The organism is Sporosarcina sp. HYO08 (assembly GCF_001563475.1).
Classification (GTDB): domain Bacteria; phylum Bacillota; class Bacilli; order Bacillales_A; family Planococcaceae; genus Sporosarcina.
The window spans coordinates 70,540-94,365 of the sequence record NZ_LPUT01000027.1 but is presented as its reverse complement, the minus strand read 5'-3'; the positions used below and the strand labels follow the sequence as shown (position 1 = coordinate 94,365).

The following is a 23,826-nucleotide window of genomic DNA, read 5'->3' as shown; positions in this document are numbered from 1 at the left end:
AAGAAAGGATGAGTAATTTGCAAAACAAACCGATCCTATCCATCCCTAAAAATGCTTTTGCAAAAGTCTTTGATCTCGTGGCACTCATTGCTTATTTAGGCAGCATCGCATATATAATTGTCGTTTGGAGCAAACTGCCTGATCAAGTACCTGCCCATTTTAATGCACTAGGAGAAGTCGACCGCTGGGGCTCTAAATGGGAACTCATTCTGCTCCCTATCATTTCAGGATTTCTTGCCCTATTTTTATCTTTTTTAGAAAAGCATCCGGAATGGCATAATTATATGAATCTCAACAAAAACAACGTCGAATTTCAATATAAAAACTCCATTCTGTTGATCAATGTTGTTAAAAATCAATGTGTATTGTTGTTCGTCAGCTTAAGTTATCAAATCGTACAAATAGCACTTGGCAATGCGGATTCGCCTGGTAAATTGCTTATGCCATTTTTCCTTTTTACACTATTTGCTTCCATAGTCTTTTTCATCGTACGATCGTTTAAGCACAAATAGCGCCCATTGCCAATCGAACAGCAAAGGGTTCGATTTGCCGTATTTCTGCGTATTTTGCAGAAGTTAAGGCACTTTCAGGGCAAGGGCGCTATTTTTATTGTCTTTCATTTTATCTACTCGTTAGAAGAATAATTGATTCAATTTATCTGTCCAATGATCTGATTTAGCTAACCGTAACTGGATCATGTTCGCTTTCACTTGTACTTTCCGTTTGGAAGCGACCTTCCCATTTCGCCATCACAACTGTAGCCAAAGCATTTCCGAGCACGTTAACAACCGTGCGTCCCATATCGAGCAGGCGGTCAACACCCGCGATGAACGCAAGTCCTTCCAGTGGAATACCGACTGTTCCAAGCGTTGCAAGTAATACAACGAAGGAAACGCCTGGTACACCCGCAATCCCATTAGATGTAACCATCAAGACTAATACAAGTGTTACTTGTTCCGTAATACTTAGATCGATACCGTACATTTGGGCTATGAAAATCGCTGCCAATGCTTGGTATAAAGTCGAACCATCCAAGTTAAAGGAATAACCTGTCGGCACAACAAACGACACAATGTCTCTTGGAGAACCAAACTTCTCCATTTTTTCCATCAACTTTGGCAATACTGTTTCAGAACTTGACGTGGAATAGGCCAAAATGAGTTCATCTTTCAACACTTTAATAATCGCAAAGATACTTGTACCAACGAATTTCGCAATACCGCCAAGGATGACGATAACGAAGAAAATCATCGTCGCATAGACAAGAATCATTAATTTACCAAGTGGTACGAGTGATTCTAAACCAAATTTCGATACTGTTACACCGATTAAACCAAATACACCAATTGGCGCAAATTTCATAATTAGGTTTGTGACCCAGAACATCGCATCCGCAACACCTTGGAAAAATGCCAAAACCGGCTTGCCACGCTCACCAATCGACGCAACCCCTAATCCGAATAAAACGGAGAAGAAAATAACCGCCAGCATGTCCGCTGATGCCATTGACTGAATAATATTGCTTGGCACGATACCGACAAGCACGTCCATGAACCCTTCGTTTTGTACACTTTCAGTCGTTTGGACATAAGAATCGATATCGCCTTTCGCCAATGTCGACATGTCGATGCCTTCACCCGGTTTGAAAATGTTTGCCGCCGATAGCCCAACAATGATCGCAATTAATGAGATGATTTGGAAGTAAAGCATTGTTTTTCCGCCAAGTTTCCCTAATTGCTTCAAGTCGCCAGTACCTGCAACACCAACGATGAGTGTTGAAACAATAATCGGTACGACGATCATTTTAATCATATTGATAAAGATTGTACCTAGCGGCTGTAAATACGTTTCCACTGCGGGATTACCGTAAAATACTGCCCCGACGATAATACCTAATATTAAACCAACAAGTATTTGATACGCTAAAGGAAATTTAAATTTCTTTTTCATAGAACTGCCTCCCTCTCTTCACTTTTGAAAGCGTTTTCTTTTCGTTTTGATTCTTTCCACTAGTATAAGAGGGAGTTACCGAATCCGATGTAATCCGACAAGTTCGTTTGAAAGTTGTTTCATCTCAAAAGTGGCACACAGAATAATTTGAATCCTATTTCAATTCCGTCTCAACTTCTCTTCCGTCTCAATATAAAGCACTTGAAGGAATTTCCGAATATTAATTTTAACGCGTGCCGGTGTTGGAAGATCGTCCTCAATTTGTTTCATCCGTGTACGAATATCTTGGAAATCAAAATAACGCGGTGCATAATACTCGAATTCGGACGATGTATAATCGATAATGCCCATCGAAGCGAGATTGTTGACGGCTGCTACGATCGTGCGGCGGATTCGCTGCTCAATCGCTTTACTTTCTTTCACAACATCAGCGCTTTCGATCTTCCCAGCGATCGCCTCATACAAATCTTTTAAAGGCGGTAATTGCATCGATCGCTTGGGCCGACTCATTAAATACTCAATCATCATCACAATATCATCGCTGCCCGCTTCCCCAACGATCCCCATATCACCCAAAATCGAGCGAACAATTTCACCTACGGTACGCCGCTTTGGCACGTCAGTTCCTGTACCTATTTGCGCAAGTGAATCACGAATCGTTTGAAGTGACTGTTGCAGCCGATGATTTTCTCCCGTTTTTGCCAAAATACTGCGCACTTCCATACGGTTGATCGGCTTATGGATAAAAAACTCTACGCCTTTTTCATACGCCTCCCCAACCATTTCCTTATTGACAATTTGGGAAATCATGATGAACTGCCCTTTATAACCTTGACCTTTCAGCCGTTCCATCGTTTCAATCCCATCAAGTGCCGGCATTAAAAAATCGATAAGTACGACGTCCGGCTGTGTAGACAAAACCAAAGAAATTGCTTTGACACCGTTCTCTGCCTCCCCAACAACAAAACCAAGATTTTCCTCTGTAATGACTTGTGCAAGCATGCGCCTGCATACCAAATCATCATCCACGATAAAATAACGCATGCTCAATCCCCCCTTTTTTGGATCATATGGATTGGAATCCGAATATGGAAAACGGTTCCTTTTTCTGGCGTTTCAATTCGAATGTCCCCTTCCAGCATCTGAAGGATTTGCCGGACATGGGAAAGGCCAATGCCTGTAGCCGCTACGCCTTGTTCGTTAAATTTCGTTGTATACCCGACTTCAAAAATAATCGGTACATCTTCCACTGGAATCCCTTTTCCGGTATCTCGAATCGTTATACAGAGATGATCCGCTGCTTCAGACACTTTCAAATCGATGCGCCCAGCCTCTTGAATTGACTCCACTGCATTCGCCGTTACATTGTTTAGTAAAGCTAAGAGTGGAATATGCTGATTCGTCTCAAAATCGGCCGACATTTCCAATCGAAATTCTATTTTCCGCTTCAACAGCTCACTGTACTTTTCGTTAGATGAAACAACAAAGTGAAGCAAATCCGATAGTAGAAATAGATCTTTACTATTGTCTTGTGTAATTTTAGACAAGCCCGACAGAATCCGTTGCGAATCCTTTTTCACTTCGTGAATTTCCTGCGCAATCGCAAGCGCTTGCACACTCAATGCATGCAAATTGTTTTGCTTTAACTTTCGGTACAAATCATGGCTCGCAGCCGTCACTTGTTCAATATGATTCATCGACTTTTGTAAATAAAGCGACTCAGCATACAGGTCGGAACCGATCCCAAGCATTTCTTGCACACGTTTTTTCTGTTCTGACAGCATGATTGAACTGTACAACCCAACAACGAAGAAACTGCGCATCATCGCAACCCCAGCAATGAGTGCCCATTCACTCCACACAAGGCTATGATTGTGAAGCATCCAAATACGCGTTAAGTTTTCTACGATGTTCCCGGCAAATTCAAAAAGCGCACCCCATACGCCTAACAAAAGCGGCGCTGCCCGATACTTGTCCAGCCGAACGATGTGAAAACCGAACGTAAATATGATGTAATAAAGAAAAGTAGGCAAATGATGCAAATAACTTTCTACAAATGAAGTAGATATTGTCGCCAGATCAACAGCCGTCCGAAATAAAAAGACGGTCAGGCCCGTCACAAACCCTGTCAACGGAAGGGAGCCGGATGGACGGATAAGCAGCAACAGAAAAAACGTAATACTGCCAAGACTAAAACGAAACGACTCCCCATAAAACGGAATGAATTTAAATTCCCCTGCAACCGCTGTTAACAAAGCGGTTAACAGCAAAGCTACTATATCCACTTTATGGTCTTTTGATAGTAAACGCTTACTTAACATAGCACTTCTCCTATTGTTCTTAACAACCTACTATTAAAAGTATAGCACGGCTTGATCGATTAACATGTATTACTCGAAAAATGCAGGATGATAGGCAACAACGCCGGCTGCATCCTGTAAAGCACCGTCCACAAGCTCCAAAGCCATAAATGCTTCAATCGGCACGTCAAATGGTGCTCGAACACCCCATGCAGCCGCTTGTTTAAAGCCAAACTTCGGATAGTATGCCGGATATCCCAATACGACAACCGATTCATAGCCGAGCCCTGCCGCCTTTACAAGCGCTGTCTTGATCAACGAACTGCCAATGCCTTGGTTTTGAAAGTCAGGTAAAACCGACACAGGCGCCAATGCAAGCGAAGGTGTACGTCGGTCACCGTCATTTATTTCGATTTTGGTTAACAGAACATGTCCCACCAGCCGTTCTGTCGCTTTGTCGATTGCCACTAAAGAAAGTTCAGGAATAAAGGCATCTGCACTTCGGAGGCGTTTTACAAGTAAATGCTCTTTGCCATCACTATGCTCCGCATTTAAGAATGCTACTTTGACTATTTTTTCTGTTTCTGTGTAATGTTCGGGTTGTTCTTGTTGGATGTTCATATGAAATTTCTCCTTTTTACGACATGATTAAAAGCAGATGGGAAAAGAGAAAAGATTTGTTTGCCATCTGCTCAGTTAATGTAGTGTTTTAGATTATTTATTTTTCCAACCTTTCCTCTCAAAATGCTCATGCAATCGATACTCACAAATTTCCTTCGTCCAATTGAACAATATCTTTTGATGCTCAAAGCGCGGTTCGATTTGAATATCGAATACATCATCGTCGAATTGAATGAGCCCTTTCGACGCTCCGCTCCACTTTGTCATGGGCATTTGAGCGATGAGGTTGGCAATTTTTGTTTCATTATATTCATGGAGCTCTTTACTTTGTTTATCCGAGAAGTCGATGTTCATTCGATAAGCTTTCGATGTTAGATACGAATGGAAAAACGGTGCGACTTCCTTGGGTGAAACAGGTTCAAACCATCTTGCCGGGCCTTTGGAAAGCATGTACAACAAAACAACCATTTTATAGCTTTTTGCCATGTTTGTCCCGCTTACATCAATTAGCCAATCTTCGTACGCACGAAGCACCTCTTGCTCCACTTCATTTAACTCACCTGCAAAATCGAGAAATGCAGGATACGATTTAAATTCTTGCCGGATCGCTTTTGAATCTGCATTGGCATTTAAATGAAATGCCAATAATGTCGGGCGCCTTCCGATCTCTATTTTCAGCTGCTCATACGCTTCAAGTAATTGTTCTTTTCGCGGGAAACGTTTTCGCTTCATTTCTTCTAGCATATTGACGACCGCTATATCAAAATGAAACGCACAGTTCTCCGGCAAAGTAAATGCTGTTGCATTGATGTTTCTTGGCAATTCTCCATCTTCCGTGAAGACACGATATTTATTGTTCGCGTTTCGATAATTTCCGACCAGATCAATGATGACACAATGCGTTTTCCCGTCAGCTACACGTAAACCCCGGCCAATTTGTTGCGTGAATACTGTCAATGATTCTGTTGGCCGTGCAAATAGCAATGTATCGACGGATGGAATGTCAACACCCTCATTAAATAGATCAACTGTAAAGATGATATCGAGTTCCCCATTTTCAAGCCTTTCTCTCGCAGCATTCCTAATGTTCCGATCAGAATCCCCATGCAAAGGAATCGTACGATAGCCTTTTCGATTGAAAGTTTCACTTAAAAATATCGCTTGTTTAACAGAAGAACAAAATCCAATCGTCCGGCTTTGGCGATGCGTTAACCAAGCATTTAATACTGCTTCGGCATATTCTTCGCGAATTTGTAATTGCAGAAGCTGTTCTTCATCATAGCGATTGTTTCGCCAACGCAGCTGGCTGTAATCCGTTTCATCAAAGACACCGTAATAAACAAAAGGCGACAGCCAGTTTTGCCGAATCGCTTCCATGAAGTGAATGGAAATGGCGACGTTTCCATCACATAAGCTGTAAACGTCTTTATTATCAAGCCGATCAGGCGTAGCGGTAATTCCCAATAAAAACTTCGGGTGAAAATGAGCTAAAATACGGGCATATGTCGAAGCTGTCCCGTGGTGAAATTCGTCAATAACGATCAGATCAAACTCGTCCGGCTGAAAACGCTGTAAGTGGTAATCAGCCGCCAAAGTGTAGACAGACGCGAAGACAAAATCTGTATCGCTTTCTTTTGCGAATCCGTTGTATATACCCGTTGTTCTATTCGGATACACATGTTGAAATGACTCTTTCGCTTGATGTAACAGTTCTTCCCGGTGCGCGACAAATAAGACGCGTTTAAACTTTCCGGCAAAAAATGCCGCCAAATAGGTTTTTCCAAGCCCCGTTGCCAGTACGACCAATGCTTTATCGTAGTCTTCTGCCATTGTTTCATATAGCGCCTCTAGCGCCAGTTGTTGGACAGGACGAGGCGTCAACTTTGTTATATAGGATGCCTTGCTTTCTTCAATGACCATTTGTGAATCTTGATGACCAAACATCATATCCGCTTCATTTTGGGCATCCCATTTCACACTTAATGGAAACTGCGTATTCGTTTCCTCATATTTTTCCCGGTATTGTTGAATTTGCTCGCTATTCACCTGTCTCGTATTCGGCGCTAAATAGTATTTCATAAACTCCGAAACTGCTGTTTCAAATAATGATGCATCTACTTTTGAAGGGGCGTATAGATTCCATTCCACTCCTGTCGATAAAGCTGATTTTGACAAGTTGGAAGAACCAACAATGACAAATGCATCCTCCAATGATTTAAATAGGTAAGCTTTTGGATGAAAGGCTGTACCGCCGCTTTCAAAAAGACGGATTTCCGCTTCTGGCAGTTCCTTGTATAATAATTCAAGCGCATCTGGATCCGTAATAGACAAGTAATCCCCCGTCAAGATCTTAATGTCCGCCCCGCGTTCTGCAGCTTTTTTTAATTCTGGCAAAACAAGTTGCACACCGGACTTCATCGCAAATGCAATGATCCAATAGATCGTATCGGCTGTCTCTGTCAGCTTTCTCAGTTCATTGACCAATTGTGACGTAATGAGCCGTAACTCAGTCATCTTTTACTTCCAGTAAGTAAATTCGTTCATTGAATCCCCCACGCTTTTCGGCTTTTTTCGCACGAATCGCTTCTAGTTGTTCAATTGTTGAACCGTGGCACTTAGTAGCAGCATAAATGAGTTCTAGTAAATCAGCCAATTCCTCAATTGATTCTTCATTTGTTTGAGCTTCTTCATATTCAGCCAATTCTTCGTGCATTTTTTTACGAACTTCAGAGAGGTACTCTTCTTCAGCTAATATGCGAGTAGTCAATTCTTTCCCAGCTTTTTCAATAATTTCAGGGATGCGATCCCGTACGAGTTTATTATAAATCGGCATGTGAATTTCCTCCTTCGTAGAAAGTAATGCTTCTTTCACTTTAACATAAATGTTCCTTTAACACCGGGTGTCAGTGACCAGACATCCTAGTGCGTAGAAAAATAAAATACACGTATGTATGTTGTCCGTATGAAAGAGAAAAAACAAGGAGAGAGGTAGTTTCTCATGAAACGTTGTAAAAATTGTAAAAGAAAGCCGGGCTTCGAAAAGCGCGTGAATTGTGAAGGTGTCTTGTTTTGTTCGGATGATTGTTATGAGGAATATGAAGGTTCATCAAACGATTATGATCATCCATACATCGATGATTACGAAGCCATACGTTTTGAGTATATCGAATGGATGAAACACTATGAAAATGATTTATACGAAGGCCGGCTTGAGGGAATATGCAAAAAGCAGGTGATCACGGAAAGCATTGATTTTTTGATCGATGAATTTTACGATTATGATCGGCTAGAAGGTGCAGATGGTGTTTTTTCTGCGGAGATTTACCATCATTTATTGGCATTTGAAGACTTAAAATCCAAAGTCATCCATTGGACTCCAACTTCATCCCGCGCTTAACATTAGCGGCGCTGTGCAGATTTTCTATATGACTTCACGATCGTTTTGAAAAAAACTTTCAAAACGATATGAATATATGTAAAGAGAACTGCCGTAGCTAAACCGAGCAAATAACGCAATGCGATTCCCCCCTTATATGGGTTTCTTAATCATTCATATGCTTTTTCACTGATAAATAGCCTTGGGTGACGATGGACGTGTGAAAGCCTATTTTAGGCAATCTCAGTTTGCATCGTTTCAACTGTTTCCAGGCGAAAAAAGCCGTTGTTCACCCAATCGAATCGAATGATTAACGATATGATACAGTAAGTTCGAAAAAACAGGGGGAATTTATGTGACATTGTACGGGGCGGTTGTTTTGGTTCATGTTATGGCGGCTGTTGTGGGGCTGGGGCCGGCTTTTATCTTTCCGATCCTCTTTAGATTCTCGAAAACGAAAGAACAGATGTTGTGGATCAATGCATTAATGGCTGCTATTGAAAAAGTAGTGATAGTGGGAAGTCTGACATTGCTCGCCACTGGGCTATTCATGGGCATGCTGCATCCGTATTTGTTTTCTACTGGATGGTATATTGCCTCGATCGCACTCTATGTCCTCGCCCAAGTGCTGGTCATTGGCATAGCCGGGAAGAACGCTCAAATGGCCGCAACACTTTTGGAGCAATCAGAAGGCACTTCCATTCCCGAGGAAGTCTTATTGTTGAATAAAAAAGCCGATGCCGCATTGCTCTATGCCAATGGAATTGCAATTGTCATGATTATTTTAATGGTTACAAAACCGTTTTAAATGCATAGCGGGCGCCAGACAAGAACCCAATGTCCGGCACCCTATTTATTTAACTTGTCTTCGTTTCCCTCACACTTAACACAACCCCAATAAGAACAATAATTCCCCCTATGTATTGTCCGCCTCTCAATACTTCGTTCAGTACGACCACCGACAACAATACACCGAATACCGGTACGAGGTTCATGAGCGCGACGGCTGTGCTGGAAGACAAATTGCGCAGCGCCAAGTTATAAAGGAAAAAAGCAATAACGGAACAAAATATACCCAAATAGACGACCATTAGCATAGACCCACTCGTCGGGATTTGCCAGCGATCTACTTCAAAAAATGCAAGCGGAATGAAAGCAATGGAACCAATTAACATTTGGTAGTAGGAAATCGTCAGCATCGAGTACTTCGAAACGACTTTTCGTGTTGTGAATGTATAAAGGGCAAAGACGACGCCAGCTGCGATTAATAAGGAGTTTCCGAATAATTCCTGTTCACCTTGCCCACCTTGTGTACCGCCCGAAATGAGGTAAATACCGAAAATAGCCACCGCAATTCCGAGACCTTTCACCCAAGAAATTCTCGTGCGATAAAAGATAAATTCAAGCAATGCCGTAATGGCAGGGTAAGATGCAATAATGAGCGCCGCATTCGATGCGGACGTTAAATCCAATCCGATATTTTCCAAGGCAAAATAAATTGTCGTGCCTAATAAACCGCTTAAAGCGATCAAGCCTAAGTCTTTACGCGTTGGTTTGACAACTTGCTCTTTGATGACCATTCTTACGATCCCCAAAACAGCAGCTGCGATGAGAAAACGCACCGCACCGAGCGTCAGCGGCGGAAAGGAAGCGTAGGCCATTTTCGTGCCGACAAAAGAGGTGCTCCAAATGAGCACAGCAATAATGGCGCCACATAAATAATAATTAATTTTGCTAACGGTTGATTTTGCTTGCGCGCTTCGAATACCTTTTTCAACGACTGTATTCACTCTTCGCACCTCCTGAATATTTAAATAATTTAGTAGTTACCCCTGTAGCGACTACATAAAAATCAAAAAGGGGCTACATGTGTAGCTACTACCTTACAACGCCACACTATTTTCTGTCAATAGCAATTATTGTTATAATAAAAGAGGTTAGGGTTAGAGGCTAGAACGCAGGAGGATTCCGATAATGGATACAATAAAAATTTTAAAAGAGCTTAATTTTACGGAGTATGAGGCAAAGGCTTATCTTGCTTTATTAGAAAAATCTCCGCTTTCCGGTTATGCCATTTCACTTAGTTCAGGGGTACCCCGTTCCAAAATTTACGAAGTGTTGGCCGGCTTAGTAGAGCGCGGTGAAGTGATGATGAGCCATGAAAATACGGCGCTTTATTCCCCAGTGCCGCCGAAAGAATTAATTAACATGAAAAAACAAAGGGCGAAAATTTCGTTTGAAATGGCCGAAAAGGCATTAGAAAATTACTCCTACTTGTCTTTAAACCGCGAAAACATTTGGAATATCTCTGGAAGAGACGCCATTATGAGCCGCGTCAAGGAAGTGATTAAAAGTGCCAAAGAACGGATTCTTATTGAAATTTGGAGAGAAGACGCGGAGGAAATAGAAGAAGAATTACGCCAAGCGGCAAACAGCGGCGTTGAAGTGCTTGTTGTCTCTTACGGAGAAATTACTTTTGACTTCGGACAAATTTACCCGCATGATGCGAGCGAAGAAATTACGGAAGAGTACGGCGGCCGGTGGATCATATTGAGCGTCGATGACCATGAAGTCGTGGCAGGAATCGTCTCGCTCGGCGATGATAGCCGCGCTGCATGGACGATGCACCCGAGCCTCGTCATGCCGATCACGGAAGTCATTGTCCACGATTTGTATATCCATGAAATGTTAGTCGCCCATCGTGAAACACTGGAAGCAAGTTTTGGACCAAACTTGGTCGACCTGCGGAAGCGATTCAACTTTGGTCCTTCGGGTTATAGCTTTGCGGCGAAGTTGGGATTGGTGAATAAAGGATGAGGTTCATAACCTAAAAGAAGTAAACCCCTTGCTTACGACCAGTTAGCGAAGGGGCTTACTTCTTTTTATTGGAATTCTGCGGTTATTCTGCTGCGACGTTCACTTGGAACGTAATGCCGAACTTGTCCTTTACTTGCCCATACAAAGGGCTCCAGTCCGTCTTCTGAAGAGGCATGATGACTTGTCCGCCGTCTTCCAAAGCGGCGAAGATTTCTCTGGCTCTCGCCTCTTCTTTCGGGTGAATGGCCATCGTAATCGTATTGCCTGGCTCATAAGGCATGCCTTCAAATGTATCGCTAAACATCAGATCTGTTTCTCCGACCTTTAAGTGCGCATGCATCACACGAGCCTTCATGTCATCCGACAATGGATAATCCGGGTTCGCCGGCATATCTCCGAACGTCATGATCCCTATTACTTTCCCGCCAAGCGCTTTCTCGTAAAAACCGACCGCTTCTCTCGCATTACCGTTAAAAATTAAATACGGGTTCAAACTAATTGACATCATTCAACAGCTCCCTCGTTCAAATTTATTTATGTTACTTAGCTAACACCAACTGGCATTAATCACCAACTATTATTGCCGTAAATATACTTTACAGCGTGGAACATTAGTTCGTCAACGGAATTCAATTTTCATGTTAAAAACGCTCACATTCCCAAAAAGCCTTGCAAGACGAACTTGTCTTGCAAGGCTTTTTCCTAATCTTCTACAATATCTTTTCGGTTTTTCTTAAACATCTTCGACAAAATCTCATACACGATCGGTACGACGATCAATGTGAGCAATGTCGAACTGACCAATCCGCCCATTACGGTAATCCCGAGGCCTTTCGAGATTAAACCGCCGCCATGCCCTGTACCGATCGCAAGCGGCACGAGTGCACCAATTGTCGCAATAGCGGTCATGAGAATCGGACGGAGACGTGTTGCACCTGCTTCTAGTACCGCTTCACGCATCGCCATACCGCTTCGTTCCATGCGGACAATGCGGTCTACAAGGACAATCGCGTTCGTGACGACAATTCCGATTAACATGAGTAGCCCCATCATGACCGATACCGAAATCGTTTCCCCTGCAATGAGTAATCCAACAAACGAACCGATGACTGCAAACGGTAAGGAGAAGAGAATCGCAAATGGCGCAACCCCTTCACGGAATGTCACAACGAGAATGAAGTAAACGATCGCAATCGCTGCAATCATCGCAATACCAAGCTGCGTAAACGTCTCTTCCATATCCGCAGCAACACCCGCTGTATCAACTGCCACACCTTTTGGCAACTTCAATTTGTCGATTTCTTTATCCACTTCTGCCGTCGCTTTTGAAATATCCGCATCAATCAGCTTCCCTGAAACGGATGCGTAATATTCCCCTTTACTGCGGCTTAGCGTGTTGTATGTGGACCCTTTTTCGACTTTTACAAGCTCCGAAAGTTTCATCGGTGTACCAAACGCTGTTGGAATTTCCGTTGCCAATACATCATCGATTGATTTCGGTGTTTTCGCTTGTTCTTGTGTCACAATGACTTCTAATGTGTGACTGTCTTTCTCAATCGTCGTTAACACTTCTTTTGTTCTGGATGGATGAAGTGCCATGACAATTTGCCCTGTCGTTAATCCATATTTTAACAACTCGTCTTGCGTTGTTTTGAATGTGTATTGTACGTACGCATCTTCTGCGCTGGAGGAAACATCTTCGATCCCTTTATTGTCCTTCATGATGTCTTCCACCATCGCGACAGCTTCACTCAGCTTATTTAAATCCTCACTGTAAAGCGTATAGCTAATTTCATTGGTCGACATAGACATTCCGCCGAAGTCTTGGCTTTTCCATTCGCCGGATTGATCGATATTGAGTACATAGTCTTGAATCTCTTTTTTCACTTCTGGGAAGTCTTTCATGTCTTTATCGAAAATGAGATACATGAGCGCACCATTCGTTCCGCCGCCCATCATTGCGGTCATCGGATCTGCTTCGTCTGTCACAGAAACTTGTACAATATTAATATCATTGCGCTTTAACATTTCTTTTTCGACAACTTCAACGTTCGCTAACGTCTCATCCAGCAGCTCGCCCGTTCCTGGTGTGTACGTGATGTACATCACCTTTTCTTCATCGCTGCCCATAAAGCTGAACCCGATGAGCGGCGTCAACGCCAAGCTTCCGGCTAATAATGCGATCGAAAGGATTGATGTAATGACTTTATGGTTCAATGTCCAGCCTAAAACGCCTTTATACCAATTGGCGAGTGCACCTGTTTCTTTATGGCGGCTTTTTGACCTCTCACGGTATAGCTTTTTCCTAAAGAGGAAGTGTGAAAGCGCTGGTACAATCGTAATCGCGACGATTAATGATGCGCCGAGTGCAAATGTCATCGTTAACGCAAATGGCATGAACATTTCGCCAACCATCCCGCCAACAAAGATGAGCGGCGCAAATACCGCTACCGTAACAAGCGTAGACGACATAATCGGCTTAAACATTTCAATCGTTGCCTCACGAATTAACGCACGGCCTTTTAATGGTTCAGATTTCAAATGTAATCGTCGATAGATGTTTTCTACAACAACGATGGAATCATCAATGACACGTCCGATCGCAACCGTAATCGCCCCGAGTGTCATAATATTGAGCGTAATATCCAACCAGTGCAGGAGCAAAAGCGCCATGAAGATCGATACTGGAATGGAAACGATCGAAATAATTGTTGATTTAATATCACGCAAAAATAATAGAATGATAAAAATCGCGATGAGTCCACCAAATAACGCTTTCTCAACCATTGTCGATACCGACTGTTCAATCGGTTCACCCTGGTCAAGCGATACATCAATGACTAACCCGTCAATCGCTTTTTCTTCTGCTTTGATCAACTTTTTCACGTCATTCACAACGTCTACTGTATTCGCACGCTGGCCTTTGACGATTTGAATCGCAATCGCATTTTCACCGTTTGTTCGGGAGACGGATTGCACTTTTCCAATGACGTCAATCTTTGCAATATCGCCTAACTTTACAAATGGTGCCGGATGAGACGCTGTCGGTGTTACAGGGATGAGCATACCTTTTAATTCCTCAATGGTCATGAACTTCCCATCGACCGCGACGGCTTGCTCACCTGCTTCAAACTCATAGAGACCGAGTGAAACGGCCATATTGCTCGCCTGAATCATTTGCTTCACAGTATCTTCCGTTAGATCGAGTGCAGCCATTTTTGCTTCGTTATACGTAAGCGCCACTTCTTCAATATGCTGGCCTGAGATCGTTGCAGACGCAACACCATCGATTTTTTCGATTTTCGGAAGAATGATTTCTTCTACTGTCGACGTTAATTCCACAATATCTTCCGTTGTGCTGCTAACACTTAACGCAACGACTGGCATCATATTCATACTAATCGCCGTGATGATCGGCTCCTGAGCGCCCTCAGGCAACGTTAAATCATCTAACGCGGATGCCAGTGCCCGCTTCGCTTCATCCATATCAATGCCATAATCATACTCCACCTGAATACTAGACATATTGGAAAAAGAATTGGAGTAAACAGATTTGACATGTTCTAAATTGTCTACCGCTCTTTCAATTGGAATGGAAACTTCATTCATTACTTGTTCAGGCGTCGCGCCAGGATAAACGTCCATCACCATTAAATATGGAATCGAAATATCCGGCAGCGTTTCCGTTTTCATTTGTGTCCCGGAATAAATACCCGATGCAGTTATAATAATGGTCAGTAGCCAAACGGCTAATTTATTGCCAAGGACAAAGTTGACTAAACCTTTCACTCTTACACGCTCCCCTATTTGACGAACTAGATTCAGTTATTTATACTAATGACCGACTGGTCAATTGTCAATGAAATTACATAGGAGCGATCACATAAATTATGGAAAAAAAACAGCTCATTATGGATAAGGCTGTAGAACTTTTTGCAAAACAAGGGTTTGAGGCGACGTCTATTCAACAAATCACAGATCATTGCGGCATTTCCAAAGGTGCATTCTACCTCTCCTTTAAGTCGAAAGATGCGTTGATCGTAGCATTGATTGATCATTTTATGATTCAGTTTACAGAGAACATTGACTACGAGGTCAAAAGTACAAAAAATGTGAATGATTTGTTATACAACTTTTATTACGCTGTATTTCATTCCTTTCATGAGCATTCCGATTTTGCCAAAATTCTTATGAAAGAAATGATGCAATCGTTCGATGAAGAGCTTTTTCTTAAATTCCACGATTACAACGGGATGATGGAAAAAGTAATTTCTTCGATGGTGGAACGGCTTTACGAAGATCAGATTGAACAGACAAAATATGATTTGATGTATTGTATTAAAGGCTTGATGAAAACGTATTCGGAGCTGTTTATCTTTTATGAACTGCCCTTGGATTTGGATTTGCTGGCCCGATCCCTTTCTGAAAAAACAATGATTCTTGCGGAAAATATGACAATCCCTTTCATTTCAAATGAGATGCGTGAATCGTTTAACCACCCGTTAAATGAAAAACCGTCGCAGGAACAAATCTTGGACATTCTGGAGCAAAATATTGCGGAAATGGAAGCGTCTATTGAAAAAGAATCTTTAGTATTACTTAAGCAACAATTGCTTGAGCCGACATTAAGCCCCCCTCTTGTGAATGGGCTGTTGGAAAATATTCGCAAACATCCGCATTGTAAATGGGCCGCTTACTTACTTAGGAATCACTTCAAACTGGAACACTAAAAGGCGTACAGAAAGTTATTTGACTACCAATTCCAAATAAGCGCAACGCCGAAAAAAGGCACGTGTTTATGTTCCTTGAACACGTGCCTTTCGCATTTCACTGATTCATCTGCGCCAAAAAGTCTGCGAGCGGATCCTCTTCCTCTTCATCTTCTGTTGGCATATGCTCTACTTGCACCTGTTTCCAATCGAAGTGATCCAATGCATCGTCAATATCAGAGACCGGTGTCTGAATGTTTGGCTTAGGGTCTTCCTCGACAGTTGACGCCACTTCCTGCGAAAAGTATAGATCTGAATCGACTGTATCACCATTCAAAGATGTGAAAAGAGCGGCTGCGCGCATTGGATCTGCCAGTAACTGATACAAGATACTGCCTAACAGTGCTTCGGAATGCTCATGCTTTAACCAATCCCGCTGTGCCTTCGTCAATCCTTTCGGCAGAGGGATCATGACGACTTCATTGGACCTCACGGAAGATTCATTGACCCCATCAATAACAAACTCGGCAATTTTACTGGAAAAGTTTCTTCTTTCGACGTCTTTTAAATTTTGGAGCAGTCTTAGTGTATGGTCAGACGTATCGGCTGGTAGACGAAACGTAATCGGCTGGCCCCTTTTCAATCCCGTTTCTCGCATGATGCATCACCTTACTTTGATTTTACGAGCTTGTCTTGTCTTGGCTTTTCTTCTTTTGGCTTTTCATTTTTTCGTGCAAAATCTGAAATTAATTTGTAATAAGCATTGGCCATCATCCAGACACTCTCTTTTTCATCCTCAAAGAAGTCGATATTAAAGCCATCCAAGCTATTATTCAACGTCTTTAAATAGTCTTTAAGCACAATCGATCCACCGCCAATGAAATAGCAAATTTCCGATTGAGAGTTGCGCTGCCAAATATTCCGCAAATGACGGTACTGCTTTTTGGCCAAATCTAGTAAAATTCGATCAACAATATCGTGAACGCTTGTCCGACTTCCTTTTACCATAATATGATTGCGGTCATTTTTCTTCGTGATAATTTCCACAACATCTTTACGGCTGTCCAATTCTACACCGTAACGCGAGTAAATTTCATTGCGAATTTCATCAAGTGATTCCGATACCCCCAAATTGAATCCTTGCGCTTTGTCATCATCGACTTTACGATTTTTAATGACCGCCACATCCGTCGATAGTCCACCAATATCATGGATTAAAATTCGCTTATCGATCAATTCTTTGTTAACGATATTCAAATCATTATCCATCACAAGGTTAATAAACGCCGCAAAGCCTTCTGGATAGACTTTCACTTCATCAAATTTCAGATTTACTTTGATGCCTTGGTACTTTGGCGTAACTAAAAATTCCACTTGATGGACAGATCCTAGCAAACGGGAACGATAGCCTACATCTTTACCTTCCTTTACTTCCCTAAGCGGTAGACCTGTTCCAACTGTGTAATTCGCTTCAATCACATTACCTGCTCGTTTAAAGATTTTTTTATTCCCATCCCTAGCCGCATCTAACGCCAATGACGCGAATAGCATAACAAGTGTTTGATCTTCTTCTGATTTATTACTGCCTGGGTCAAGTTCTGTTGCATTATTACTTTTTGTAGCCAAGTGACCGACACGGTAAATTGCATTATTATCCTTTAAAGCGGGTGAATGGACACGAATATGAATCCCTTCCAGCGGGTTTTGATCGTCTAAATCTTCTACGCCGATAATTGGGCGATCTGCTGTATCGGACGCAATTACGTTGGGGATGTTGATCTCCGCCTCTAGTTTTCCAAATATAGCTTTCAATGAATCATTTCCTACGTCAATTGCAGCAATGCGTGATTGTGTCATTAATCTCATCCTCCCTTAATTATTTTTCTGTCTATTCAAAATAGTAACGGAATATACCTTGGAGGTCAATCGTTCGGAGGTAACTGTTACATAAGCTTAATGAAGTATACATTTTCGTAAACTTATTCTTTCTTTCGGAAATGCCGATTACTACTGGTCGTTTACGTTTTTGTTTACTTGTATACAGGTTTTGTGTACACCTCTTCTTTGGATGTAAACAAGTATACTTTTTTGTACACATGGATTTGCAGTAAGGTTTCTTTGGGGAATATAGCTGGAAATGGGTAAATGGTTAGGCGATTCGCGGACGATCAAAAACAGGTTGAGCATTATTCAATAAATGAAACGCTTCGTCAAATAGCACAAACTATTTGTCCATATTAATCGAAATGACGCGGATTGGTATGATCCTGTCATTTTAAAGCAAAACGTCGTTACCGATGACGATATCGAACATACTTTGGAGGTTTTGGTAGAATTGTCGATTCTTGGAATGAATAAATATTTTCCACTGCATAAATCACATGATAGACTCCAACCATTTTATGACAAAATTAAACAGGATCAGCTGCATCTATATTTCTCAGGAAAAAGTGGCAAACGCTTAAAAACGTAGATTTATTTAAATGTGAATGAACGAAAGTGAATGAACATTTTATGTTTAACAGCAATAGTTTTCATTTTCCAGCAGAAGAAAAGATGGAATGTATTCGTTGTAAAATTTGCAGATTCAATATAAAAATACTTTTAGATCATAGTACATTCTTAAGAGAACTTGCTGCACAAAAAAGCGCCGGACAGCAAAATAATGCATGCGTTGTTTTTGTAACCGGTGCTTTTTTTTATCTACTATTGCATGTGTACGTATTTGTATGCATGTTTACATTATTGTTTACAACGCAACTATTAATGTACACATGTATACATTTTTGTAAACATATTGGATTTCTCATCAAAAAATCAGAAGTTCCACAACTAGCGGAACTTCTGATTTTCCTCCTGGGTGCCTGTCCATTGATTAAACTGTAGTAACGTGAGATACAACCTGGACAATTAATGGTGTACCTGCTGTCAATGTACCAGTCACATCGTTAAACGTTAGTTCGGTCGTAGTAATATTATACGAGCCATCTTCCTGCAAAACACCGTTAATATAGAAGTTGTAATAACCGTTCGTGGCGGCTGGAAATTCAGTGATATCATTTCCCATATCATCTACAAAATCAGCGGCAGAGATCGCGACGTCCTTAGCAACTGCCAAATCTGCCGATAATACATTGAAAAACCTTGCCGAACCACCTGTAACATTGACATTAATGTTCATAAGCGATAATGCCATTTTATTCACCTCCTTTCATTAACCACATTTTTTTTATGACAGTCTGTTTTGTTCACCGGCTCGTTCAAGGTTGAACGGGAATTGCTGTGTGTCCTATTGATTGAATAATGATCGGAGTGCCTGCTAGGATCCTGCCTTCAGTTGGGATAAGCGTTAAAGACTGGGCATCCACCGAATAGAAACCGCCTTCTTGCATGACACCATTAATGTATAAATTGACGTACCCATTTGGATCGGAAAGGATAAACTCTTCTATGTCACTTCCATTGTCTGAATAAAATAACGTTGCAGGAAGTGTTGCCCCGCTCTGCAAATTAATATTGGCTGCCGGCACATAAAAATAACGATAGACAGTCGGAATAATGGTAATATCAACCGGATCGATCGGCCTTGGATCTGGTGTTGGGGGTCTATTTTTACGTCTTACCTCGTCGATTGTCTCGGCAATGATCTTTCTTCTATTTGAGATGGTTGGGATGATTTCGACGACTTTCTTTTTACAGCTTTGGTACCTGTGCAAAGTTAACACCTCCATAACTACAATCTATTCTGCCTTCGGTTTATGGCTTGGCCGATTACCCCATTTTGCGGGAATTTATTTTCGATGTGGTCGCCGCGAATACAAATAAAAAAGAGGAATTCAAACGAATTTCGTTGATTTCCTCTTTATCAATAATTATTTAATTTTAAAAAGTCTCAAGCGCTGCCAAGTTGCAATGCTTTTATACGACGTGGATTATTATACCAATCAAATAAACATGCCTGATGCAAGAACGATCCGGCACTTGCATCTGGCATTTCTGCAAAACAATATTTTATCTCCAATAGTTATTCGCTGCAGCAACGATTTGGAAATAGGCCGCAATCGTATGAGAGACCATTATCAAGCTATTCGGATCCGTTGAATAGACGTGCCTTAATTTCTTCCGGACCTCATCTGATGGCTGCGTATACTTCACACCCATTTGTGCCATCTGAATCGCCAATTCATACCCTTGTTGAGGGGTATTTGTTTGTAAGCTGGTGAGCCATTCATTCATTGAAATCCTCCTTGCCAGTCTTTATAAATCCAATCGGCAGACACTCTTTTCCTGTCCTAATCGTCGCGATGCCATTCTTTACTGTGTATGGCGGTTCACCTGGGAAAATATTCATGACTAACAGCCTGATGGAATGATTTTGATAAAAGATTTCATCGAATGTGGGAAGAATTGGTGGGTCCGTCTCTCTATAAACCCGCTTTTCCAGTTCCTGTATGTCTATATCGAAGGGAATGCCTACCAACACCTGATCAATCCCCCGAACGTTGTCAGCCACCCCAAACACAACACTGCCACCGCCGCCATTTGCCATGCATACTGCATATTTAATCATTTTTTGAATATTTTCTTCCCTAGAAGTAAAATTCCATTGCTTAAAATCTAAATCCTGCGCCTCAAAATCATCTGCTATATGGTGCTCCAACTGCTGAATGATCTTCATAATCTCACTTTTACTTTTGATAACCATCTCCTCCTTTCCTGCCAAAACCATCCATTCACTAACGTCCTTTGGCGGAAACAAATACCGATACAAAAAAGACAGCCCCCTATTACACTATTCGCAGGAACTGCCTTTTAATCTATTTATATGTTTGGTTTTCCTTAAAAGTCTCAGAATTATTTGGGTGCCTGGCATGCAAGAAAATAACCGGGTGTTTCTTTTTAGTCGATCTTGGGCATTTTAAATTGAAGACAATATGCCCATCCATTAACAGTGTGGAAATTTCCCCGGAAATGATTGCTGACTTTTGCTCTTTTTGAATGGATTCCCCATCTTTTATAAGGACTTGGACATTCGTTTTAGTATTTAACAGTTGAAAGCCCACCCGAACAACCTCCCCCCCACAGAAAAAGAGAGAATTTTTCCGGATGGAACTTCCCCTCTTTTTGTATAGTACTTAACTTAGGACTACCTCTTCTTTGTATAGTTCCAGCACTTCCGCTGTCGAAGCAAGGACCTTATCTAAAAGCTCCGGGTTTTCTGCTAATTTTAAGCCATATGATGGAATCATTTCTATTAGTTTTGGTTTCCATTCTTTCATATGCTCCGGGAAACATTTTTCAAATAAATTCAACATCACATAAACAGCGGTGGATGCCCCCGGGGATGCACCAAGCAAGGCCGCGATCGAACCGTCAGCCGCGCTCACAAGTTCCGTACCGAATTGAAGTGTGCCTTTCCCAGTATTCGTATCTTTAATTACTTGCACGCGTTGTCCCGCTACGATAATTTCCCAATCTTCATTTTTTGCATTTGGAATGAACTCACGTAATTCTTCCATACGCTTATCATTGGATAGCATCACTTGCTGAATGAGGTATTTCGTTAGGGACATCTCCTTAACGCCGGCAGCTAACATCGTCACAAGGTTATCCGATTTAACAGAGCCGATTAAATCTAAATTCGAACCCGTTTTTAAGAACTTTGGTGAAAAGCCAGCGAAAGGGCCAAAGAGTAATGATTTTTTACCGTCAATAAATCTTGTGTCAAGATGTGGAACGGACATTGGCGGCGCACCGACCTTTGCTTTTCCGTACACTTTCGCATGATGTTTTTCCACGACTTCTGGATTGTTGCAGACAAGAAATAGTCCACTCACTGGGAATCCCCCAATATGTTTGGACTCCGGAATACCAGTTTTTTGGAGTAATGGAAGACTTGCCCCTCCTCCTCCGATAAATACAAATTTTGCGGTATGGTATTCTATTTTATTTTCATCGATATTATGCACTTTTACTTCCCATAAACCATTGCTTGTCCGTTTAATATCCTCAACAGTATGCTTGTAATTGAGTTCAGCACCCTTGCCCTGTAAATTATCGAACAATAGACGTGTTAACGCACCAAAGTTGACGTCCGTACCAGTTTCAATATTAGTCGCCGCAATTGGTTCATTCGATGTACGGCCTTCCATCATTAACGGGATCCATTCCTTTAACCTTTCCGGGTCATCAGAAAACTCCATCCCTCGGAACAATGGATTAGAGGCTAGCGCTTCAAATCGTTTCTTTAAAAAAGATACATTTTCTTCCCCTTGTACGAAACTCATATGCGGCAATGGCATAATAAAATTTCGTGGGTTTTGGATTAAATTATTGTTTACAAGATAAGACCAAAACTGCATAGAAACTTGAAACTGCTCATTTATGTTGACGGCTTTATGGATGTCTATAGAGCCATCGGGTTTTACAGCTGTGTAATTAAGTTCGCACAATGCTGCATGGCCCGTTCCTGCATTATTCCATTCATTCGAGCTTTCTTCCCCAGCACTTGCAAGTTTCTCAAAAACTTTAATTTTCCATTCAGGTGCCAACTCTTTTAGTAAAGTTCCCAAAGTTGCACTCATAACACCTGCACCAATTAAGATAACGTCTGTTTGTTTTTGCATATTACTCATACTGATCTTCCTTATCCGAAATATTTTGATCAAATAATTGTAAGCGCTCTCACCCGAGAGTCATAAAAGCAAGGGCGCTGCCCAGGAACAAAGTTTACAGTTATAACTATATTATACTCTATTATAATAACCTTTTGTACAATTATAAAACTTCGAACAACAGGATGAGAAGGGATTTTTTAAGATAGGATCGCAGACAAAAAAGGTAGTATTCCTTACACGATAGAGGAATACTACCTTTTACTTTAGTAAAATATTATTTTAGAATTGCTTTTTTTTGGATCGGAACACCTGGTTCCTACCTTCTAATGAAATGTACAAGCAGGCAAAAAATTTAAATAATGCTTCCTTATCCATTATCGATCTTTTCAGGATTGAGATCATGGTTAATTGTTTGGATGCCTGGCACACAAGGAAATACCCGGGCGTTTCTTTTTATCCGATCGCGATCATGCGGTCAATTGACAGTTTTGCTTTCTCTGCGATCTCTTCCGGCACTGTAATGACATGTTTGTTTTCTTTTAATGCCGCCAACACTTTTTCCAGTGTAATCATTTTCATGAAAGGACAAACGGCATCTGGGTTCGCTGGGATGAATTGCTTATCTGGATTTTGTTTTTCCATCTGATGAATGATCCCAACTTCTGTTGCGACGATAAACGAATTAGCTTCTGATTCTCTAGATTGCTTAAGCATATTGCCCGTTGAAAGAATATGTGTTTTATCCTCTGGTAGTAGACCTTCTGACTTTAAAAACATGCTAGACGTGGAGCAGCCGCATTCAGGGTGGACGAGAAGCTCTGCATCTGGATTTGCCTTGAAGACGTCCTTCACTTGGTGAGGTCTAATTCCAGCGTGCACATGACATTCTCCCATCCAAATATGCATGTTTTTGCGGCCTGTTTCTCGCTCTACAAACTGACCAAGGAACATATCAGGCAAGAACAAAACTTCTTGATCTTCAGGAATCGATTTGACAATATCTACTGCATTAGAAGACGTACAGCAATAATCTGTTAACGCCTTCACTTCTGCCGATGTGTTGACGTATGACACGACGACTGCATTTGGATGCTGTGCTTTCCATTCACGCAGCTCATCTGCTGTAATGGAATCGGCAAGCGAGCAGCCTGCTTCAAGATCTGGTAAGAGAACTGTTTTTTCTGGGCTTAGCATTGCTGCCGTTTCAGCCATAAAGTGAACGCCACAGAACACGATCACATCTGCATCCGTTTCCGCAGCAGCACGTGCAAGCGCAAGGGAATCACCTAGTACGTCCGCAATATCCTGAATTTCAGGTATTTGATAATTGTGCGCCAGTATAATCGCATTTCGTTTTTTCTTCCATTCTTGAATCTCTTCCACCAATTGCGTTCTGTTTTCAGTTGCAAGAACCATTTGAATATCCCCCCGTCAAT

Annotated in this window: 23 protein-coding genes; 5 read left to right on the top strand and 18 right to left on the bottom strand. The window is 41.7% G+C overall.

Features of this window, described 5'->3' with window-relative positions; all coding sequences use genetic code 11:
* Positions 1-8 precede the first annotated feature (8 nt).
* Complete coding sequence (locus AU377_RS09720) at positions 9-512, top strand: DUF1648 domain-containing protein (protein ID WP_067407433.1); 504 nt, start codon at positions 9-11, stop codon at positions 510-512.
* Positions 513-675: 163 nt separating this feature from the next.
* Here AU377_RS09720 and AU377_RS09715 read toward each other — a convergent pair whose 3' ends face one another.
* The 6 genes from AU377_RS09715 to AU377_RS09690 all read right to left on the bottom strand — a co-directional run bounded on the left by AU377_RS09715 (position 676) and on the right by AU377_RS09690 (position 7,704).
* Positions 676-1,950 carry a cation:dicarboxylase symporter family transporter gene (locus AU377_RS09715; protein ID WP_067407431.1) on the bottom strand — a complete coding sequence of 425 codons (1,275 nt, stop codon included), beginning with the start codon at positions 1,948-1,950 and terminating at the stop codon, positions 676-678.
* 159 nt (positions 1,951-2,109) lie between these two features.
* Positions 2,110-2,994 (bottom strand): response regulator, encoded by an 885-nt coding sequence (locus AU377_RS09710; protein ID WP_067407429.1) that lies wholly within the window; start codon positions 2,992-2,994, stop codon positions 2,110-2,112.
* A 2-nt stretch (positions 2,995-2,996) separates the two neighbouring features.
* Positions 2,997-4,271 carry a sensor histidine kinase gene (locus AU377_RS09705; RefSeq protein ID WP_067407427.1) on the bottom strand — a complete coding sequence of 425 codons (1,275 nt, stop codon included), beginning with the start codon at positions 4,269-4,271 and terminating at the stop codon, positions 2,997-2,999.
* Between the two features lie 69 nt (positions 4,272-4,340).
* Entirely contained in the window at positions 4,341-4,871 is a 531-nt protein-coding gene (locus AU377_RS09700) for a GNAT family N-acetyltransferase (protein WP_067407426.1), read from the bottom strand.
* Positions 4,872-4,964: 93 nt separating this feature from the next.
* Positions 4,965-7,385: a DEAD/DEAH box helicase family protein gene (locus AU377_RS09695; protein WP_067407424.1), complete on the bottom strand. Its 2,421-nt coding sequence runs from the start codon at positions 7,383-7,385 to the stop codon at positions 4,965-4,967.
* Positions 7,378-7,704 carry a nucleoside triphosphate pyrophosphohydrolase gene (locus tag AU377_RS09690; protein ID WP_067407422.1) on the bottom strand — a complete coding sequence of 109 codons (327 nt, stop codon included), beginning with the start codon at positions 7,702-7,704 and terminating at the stop codon, positions 7,378-7,380. The genes AU377_RS09695 and AU377_RS09690 overlap by 8 nt, the downstream gene beginning before the upstream one ends.
* 165 nt (positions 7,705-7,869) lie before the next feature.
* Between AU377_RS09690 and AU377_RS09685 the strand changes: the two genes are divergently transcribed.
* Positions 7,870-8,268 carry a hypothetical protein gene (locus AU377_RS09685; protein ID WP_067407420.1) on the top strand — a complete coding sequence of 133 codons (399 nt, stop codon included), beginning with the start codon at positions 7,870-7,872 and terminating at the stop codon, positions 8,266-8,268.
* Between the two features lie 334 nt (positions 8,269-8,602).
* A complete protein-coding gene (locus AU377_RS09680; protein WP_067407418.1) occupies positions 8,603-9,055 on the top strand; it encodes a DUF2269 family protein in 453 nt (150 codons plus the stop codon).
* Positions 9,056-9,104: 49 nt separating this feature from the next.
* On the opposite strand, the gene AU377_RS09675 is transcribed toward AU377_RS09680, so the two are convergent.
* On the bottom strand, positions 9,105-10,013 hold the full coding sequence (locus AU377_RS09675; protein WP_253724463.1) for a DMT family transporter: 909 nt from the start codon (positions 10,011-10,013) through the stop codon (positions 9,105-9,107).
* 208 nt (positions 10,014-10,221) lie between these two features.
* Here AU377_RS09675 and AU377_RS09670 point away from each other — a divergent pair, with 208 nt between their 5' ends.
* Positions 10,222-11,064, top strand: coding sequence for a TrmB family transcriptional regulator (locus AU377_RS09670; protein WP_067407416.1), 843 nt, complete (start codon positions 10,222-10,224; stop codon positions 11,062-11,064).
* Between the two features lie 82 nt (positions 11,065-11,146).
* On the opposite strand, the gene AU377_RS09665 is transcribed toward AU377_RS09670, so the two are convergent.
* Together AU377_RS09665 and AU377_RS09660 are read right to left on the bottom strand one after the other, a co-directional pair.
* Positions 11,147-11,569 (bottom strand): VOC family protein, encoded by a 423-nt coding sequence (locus tag AU377_RS09665; RefSeq protein WP_067407883.1) that lies wholly within the window; start codon positions 11,567-11,569, stop codon positions 11,147-11,149.
* Between the two features lie 197 nt (positions 11,570-11,766).
* Entirely contained in the window at positions 11,767-14,853 is a 3,087-nt protein-coding gene (locus AU377_RS09660) for an efflux RND transporter permease subunit (RefSeq protein ID WP_067407414.1), read from the bottom strand.
* A gap of 101 nt (positions 14,854-14,954) precedes the next feature.
* Between AU377_RS09660 and AU377_RS09655 the strand changes: the two genes are divergently transcribed.
* Complete coding sequence (locus AU377_RS09655; RefSeq protein WP_067407410.1) at positions 14,955-15,794, top strand: TetR/AcrR family transcriptional regulator; 840 nt, start codon at positions 14,955-14,957, stop codon at positions 15,792-15,794.
* Positions 15,795-15,891: 97 nt separating this feature from the next.
* Here AU377_RS09655 and AU377_RS09650 read toward each other — a convergent pair whose 3' ends face one another.
* From AU377_RS09650 to nadA, 9 genes are all read right to left on the bottom strand, one after another.
* Entirely contained in the window at positions 15,892-16,431 is a 540-nt protein-coding gene (locus AU377_RS09650) for a hypothetical protein (RefSeq protein ID WP_067407409.1), read from the bottom strand.
* Between the two features lie 11 nt (positions 16,432-16,442).
* Positions 16,443-17,630 carry a ParM/StbA family protein gene (locus tag AU377_RS09645; protein ID WP_067407408.1) on the bottom strand — a complete coding sequence of 396 codons (1,188 nt, stop codon included), beginning with the start codon at positions 17,628-17,630 and terminating at the stop codon, positions 16,443-16,445.
* A 1,018-nt stretch (positions 17,631-18,648) separates the two neighbouring features.
* Entirely contained in the window at positions 18,649-18,969 is a 321-nt protein-coding gene (locus AU377_RS09635; RefSeq protein ID WP_067407405.1) for a DUF4183 domain-containing protein, read from the bottom strand.
* A 64-nt stretch (positions 18,970-19,033) separates the two neighbouring features.
* Positions 19,034-19,489: a DUF4183 domain-containing protein gene (locus AU377_RS09630; RefSeq protein ID WP_067407402.1), complete on the bottom strand. Its 456-nt coding sequence runs from the start codon at positions 19,487-19,489 to the stop codon at positions 19,034-19,036.
* A gap of 295 nt (positions 19,490-19,784) precedes the next feature.
* Positions 19,785-20,009, bottom strand: a complete 225-nt coding sequence (locus AU377_RS09625) for a hexameric tyrosine-coordinated heme protein (protein WP_067407396.1) — start codon at positions 20,007-20,009, stop codon at positions 19,785-19,787.
* Positions 20,002-20,502 carry an ATP-binding protein gene (locus AU377_RS09620; protein WP_156450425.1) on the bottom strand — a complete coding sequence of 167 codons (501 nt, stop codon included), beginning with the start codon at positions 20,500-20,502 and terminating at the stop codon, positions 20,002-20,004. Before AU377_RS09620 ends, AU377_RS09625 begins: the two co-directional genes overlap by 8 nt.
* Positions 20,503-20,590: 88 nt before the next feature.
* A complete protein-coding gene (locus AU377_RS15915) occupies positions 20,591-20,881 on the bottom strand; it encodes a hypothetical protein (RefSeq protein ID WP_082731997.1) in 291 nt (96 codons plus the stop codon).
* 27 nt (positions 20,882-20,908) lie between these two features.
* Positions 20,909-22,414: a malate:quinone oxidoreductase gene (locus AU377_RS09610; protein ID WP_256381698.1), complete on the bottom strand. Its 1,506-nt coding sequence runs from the start codon at positions 22,412-22,414 to the stop codon at positions 20,909-20,911.
* Between the two features lie 429 nt (positions 22,415-22,843).
* Positions 22,844-23,806: a quinolinate synthase NadA gene (nadA, locus tag AU377_RS09605; RefSeq protein WP_067407390.1), complete on the bottom strand. Its 963-nt coding sequence runs from the start codon at positions 23,804-23,806 to the stop codon at positions 22,844-22,846.
* Between the last annotated feature and the right edge of the window lie 20 nt (positions 23,807-23,826).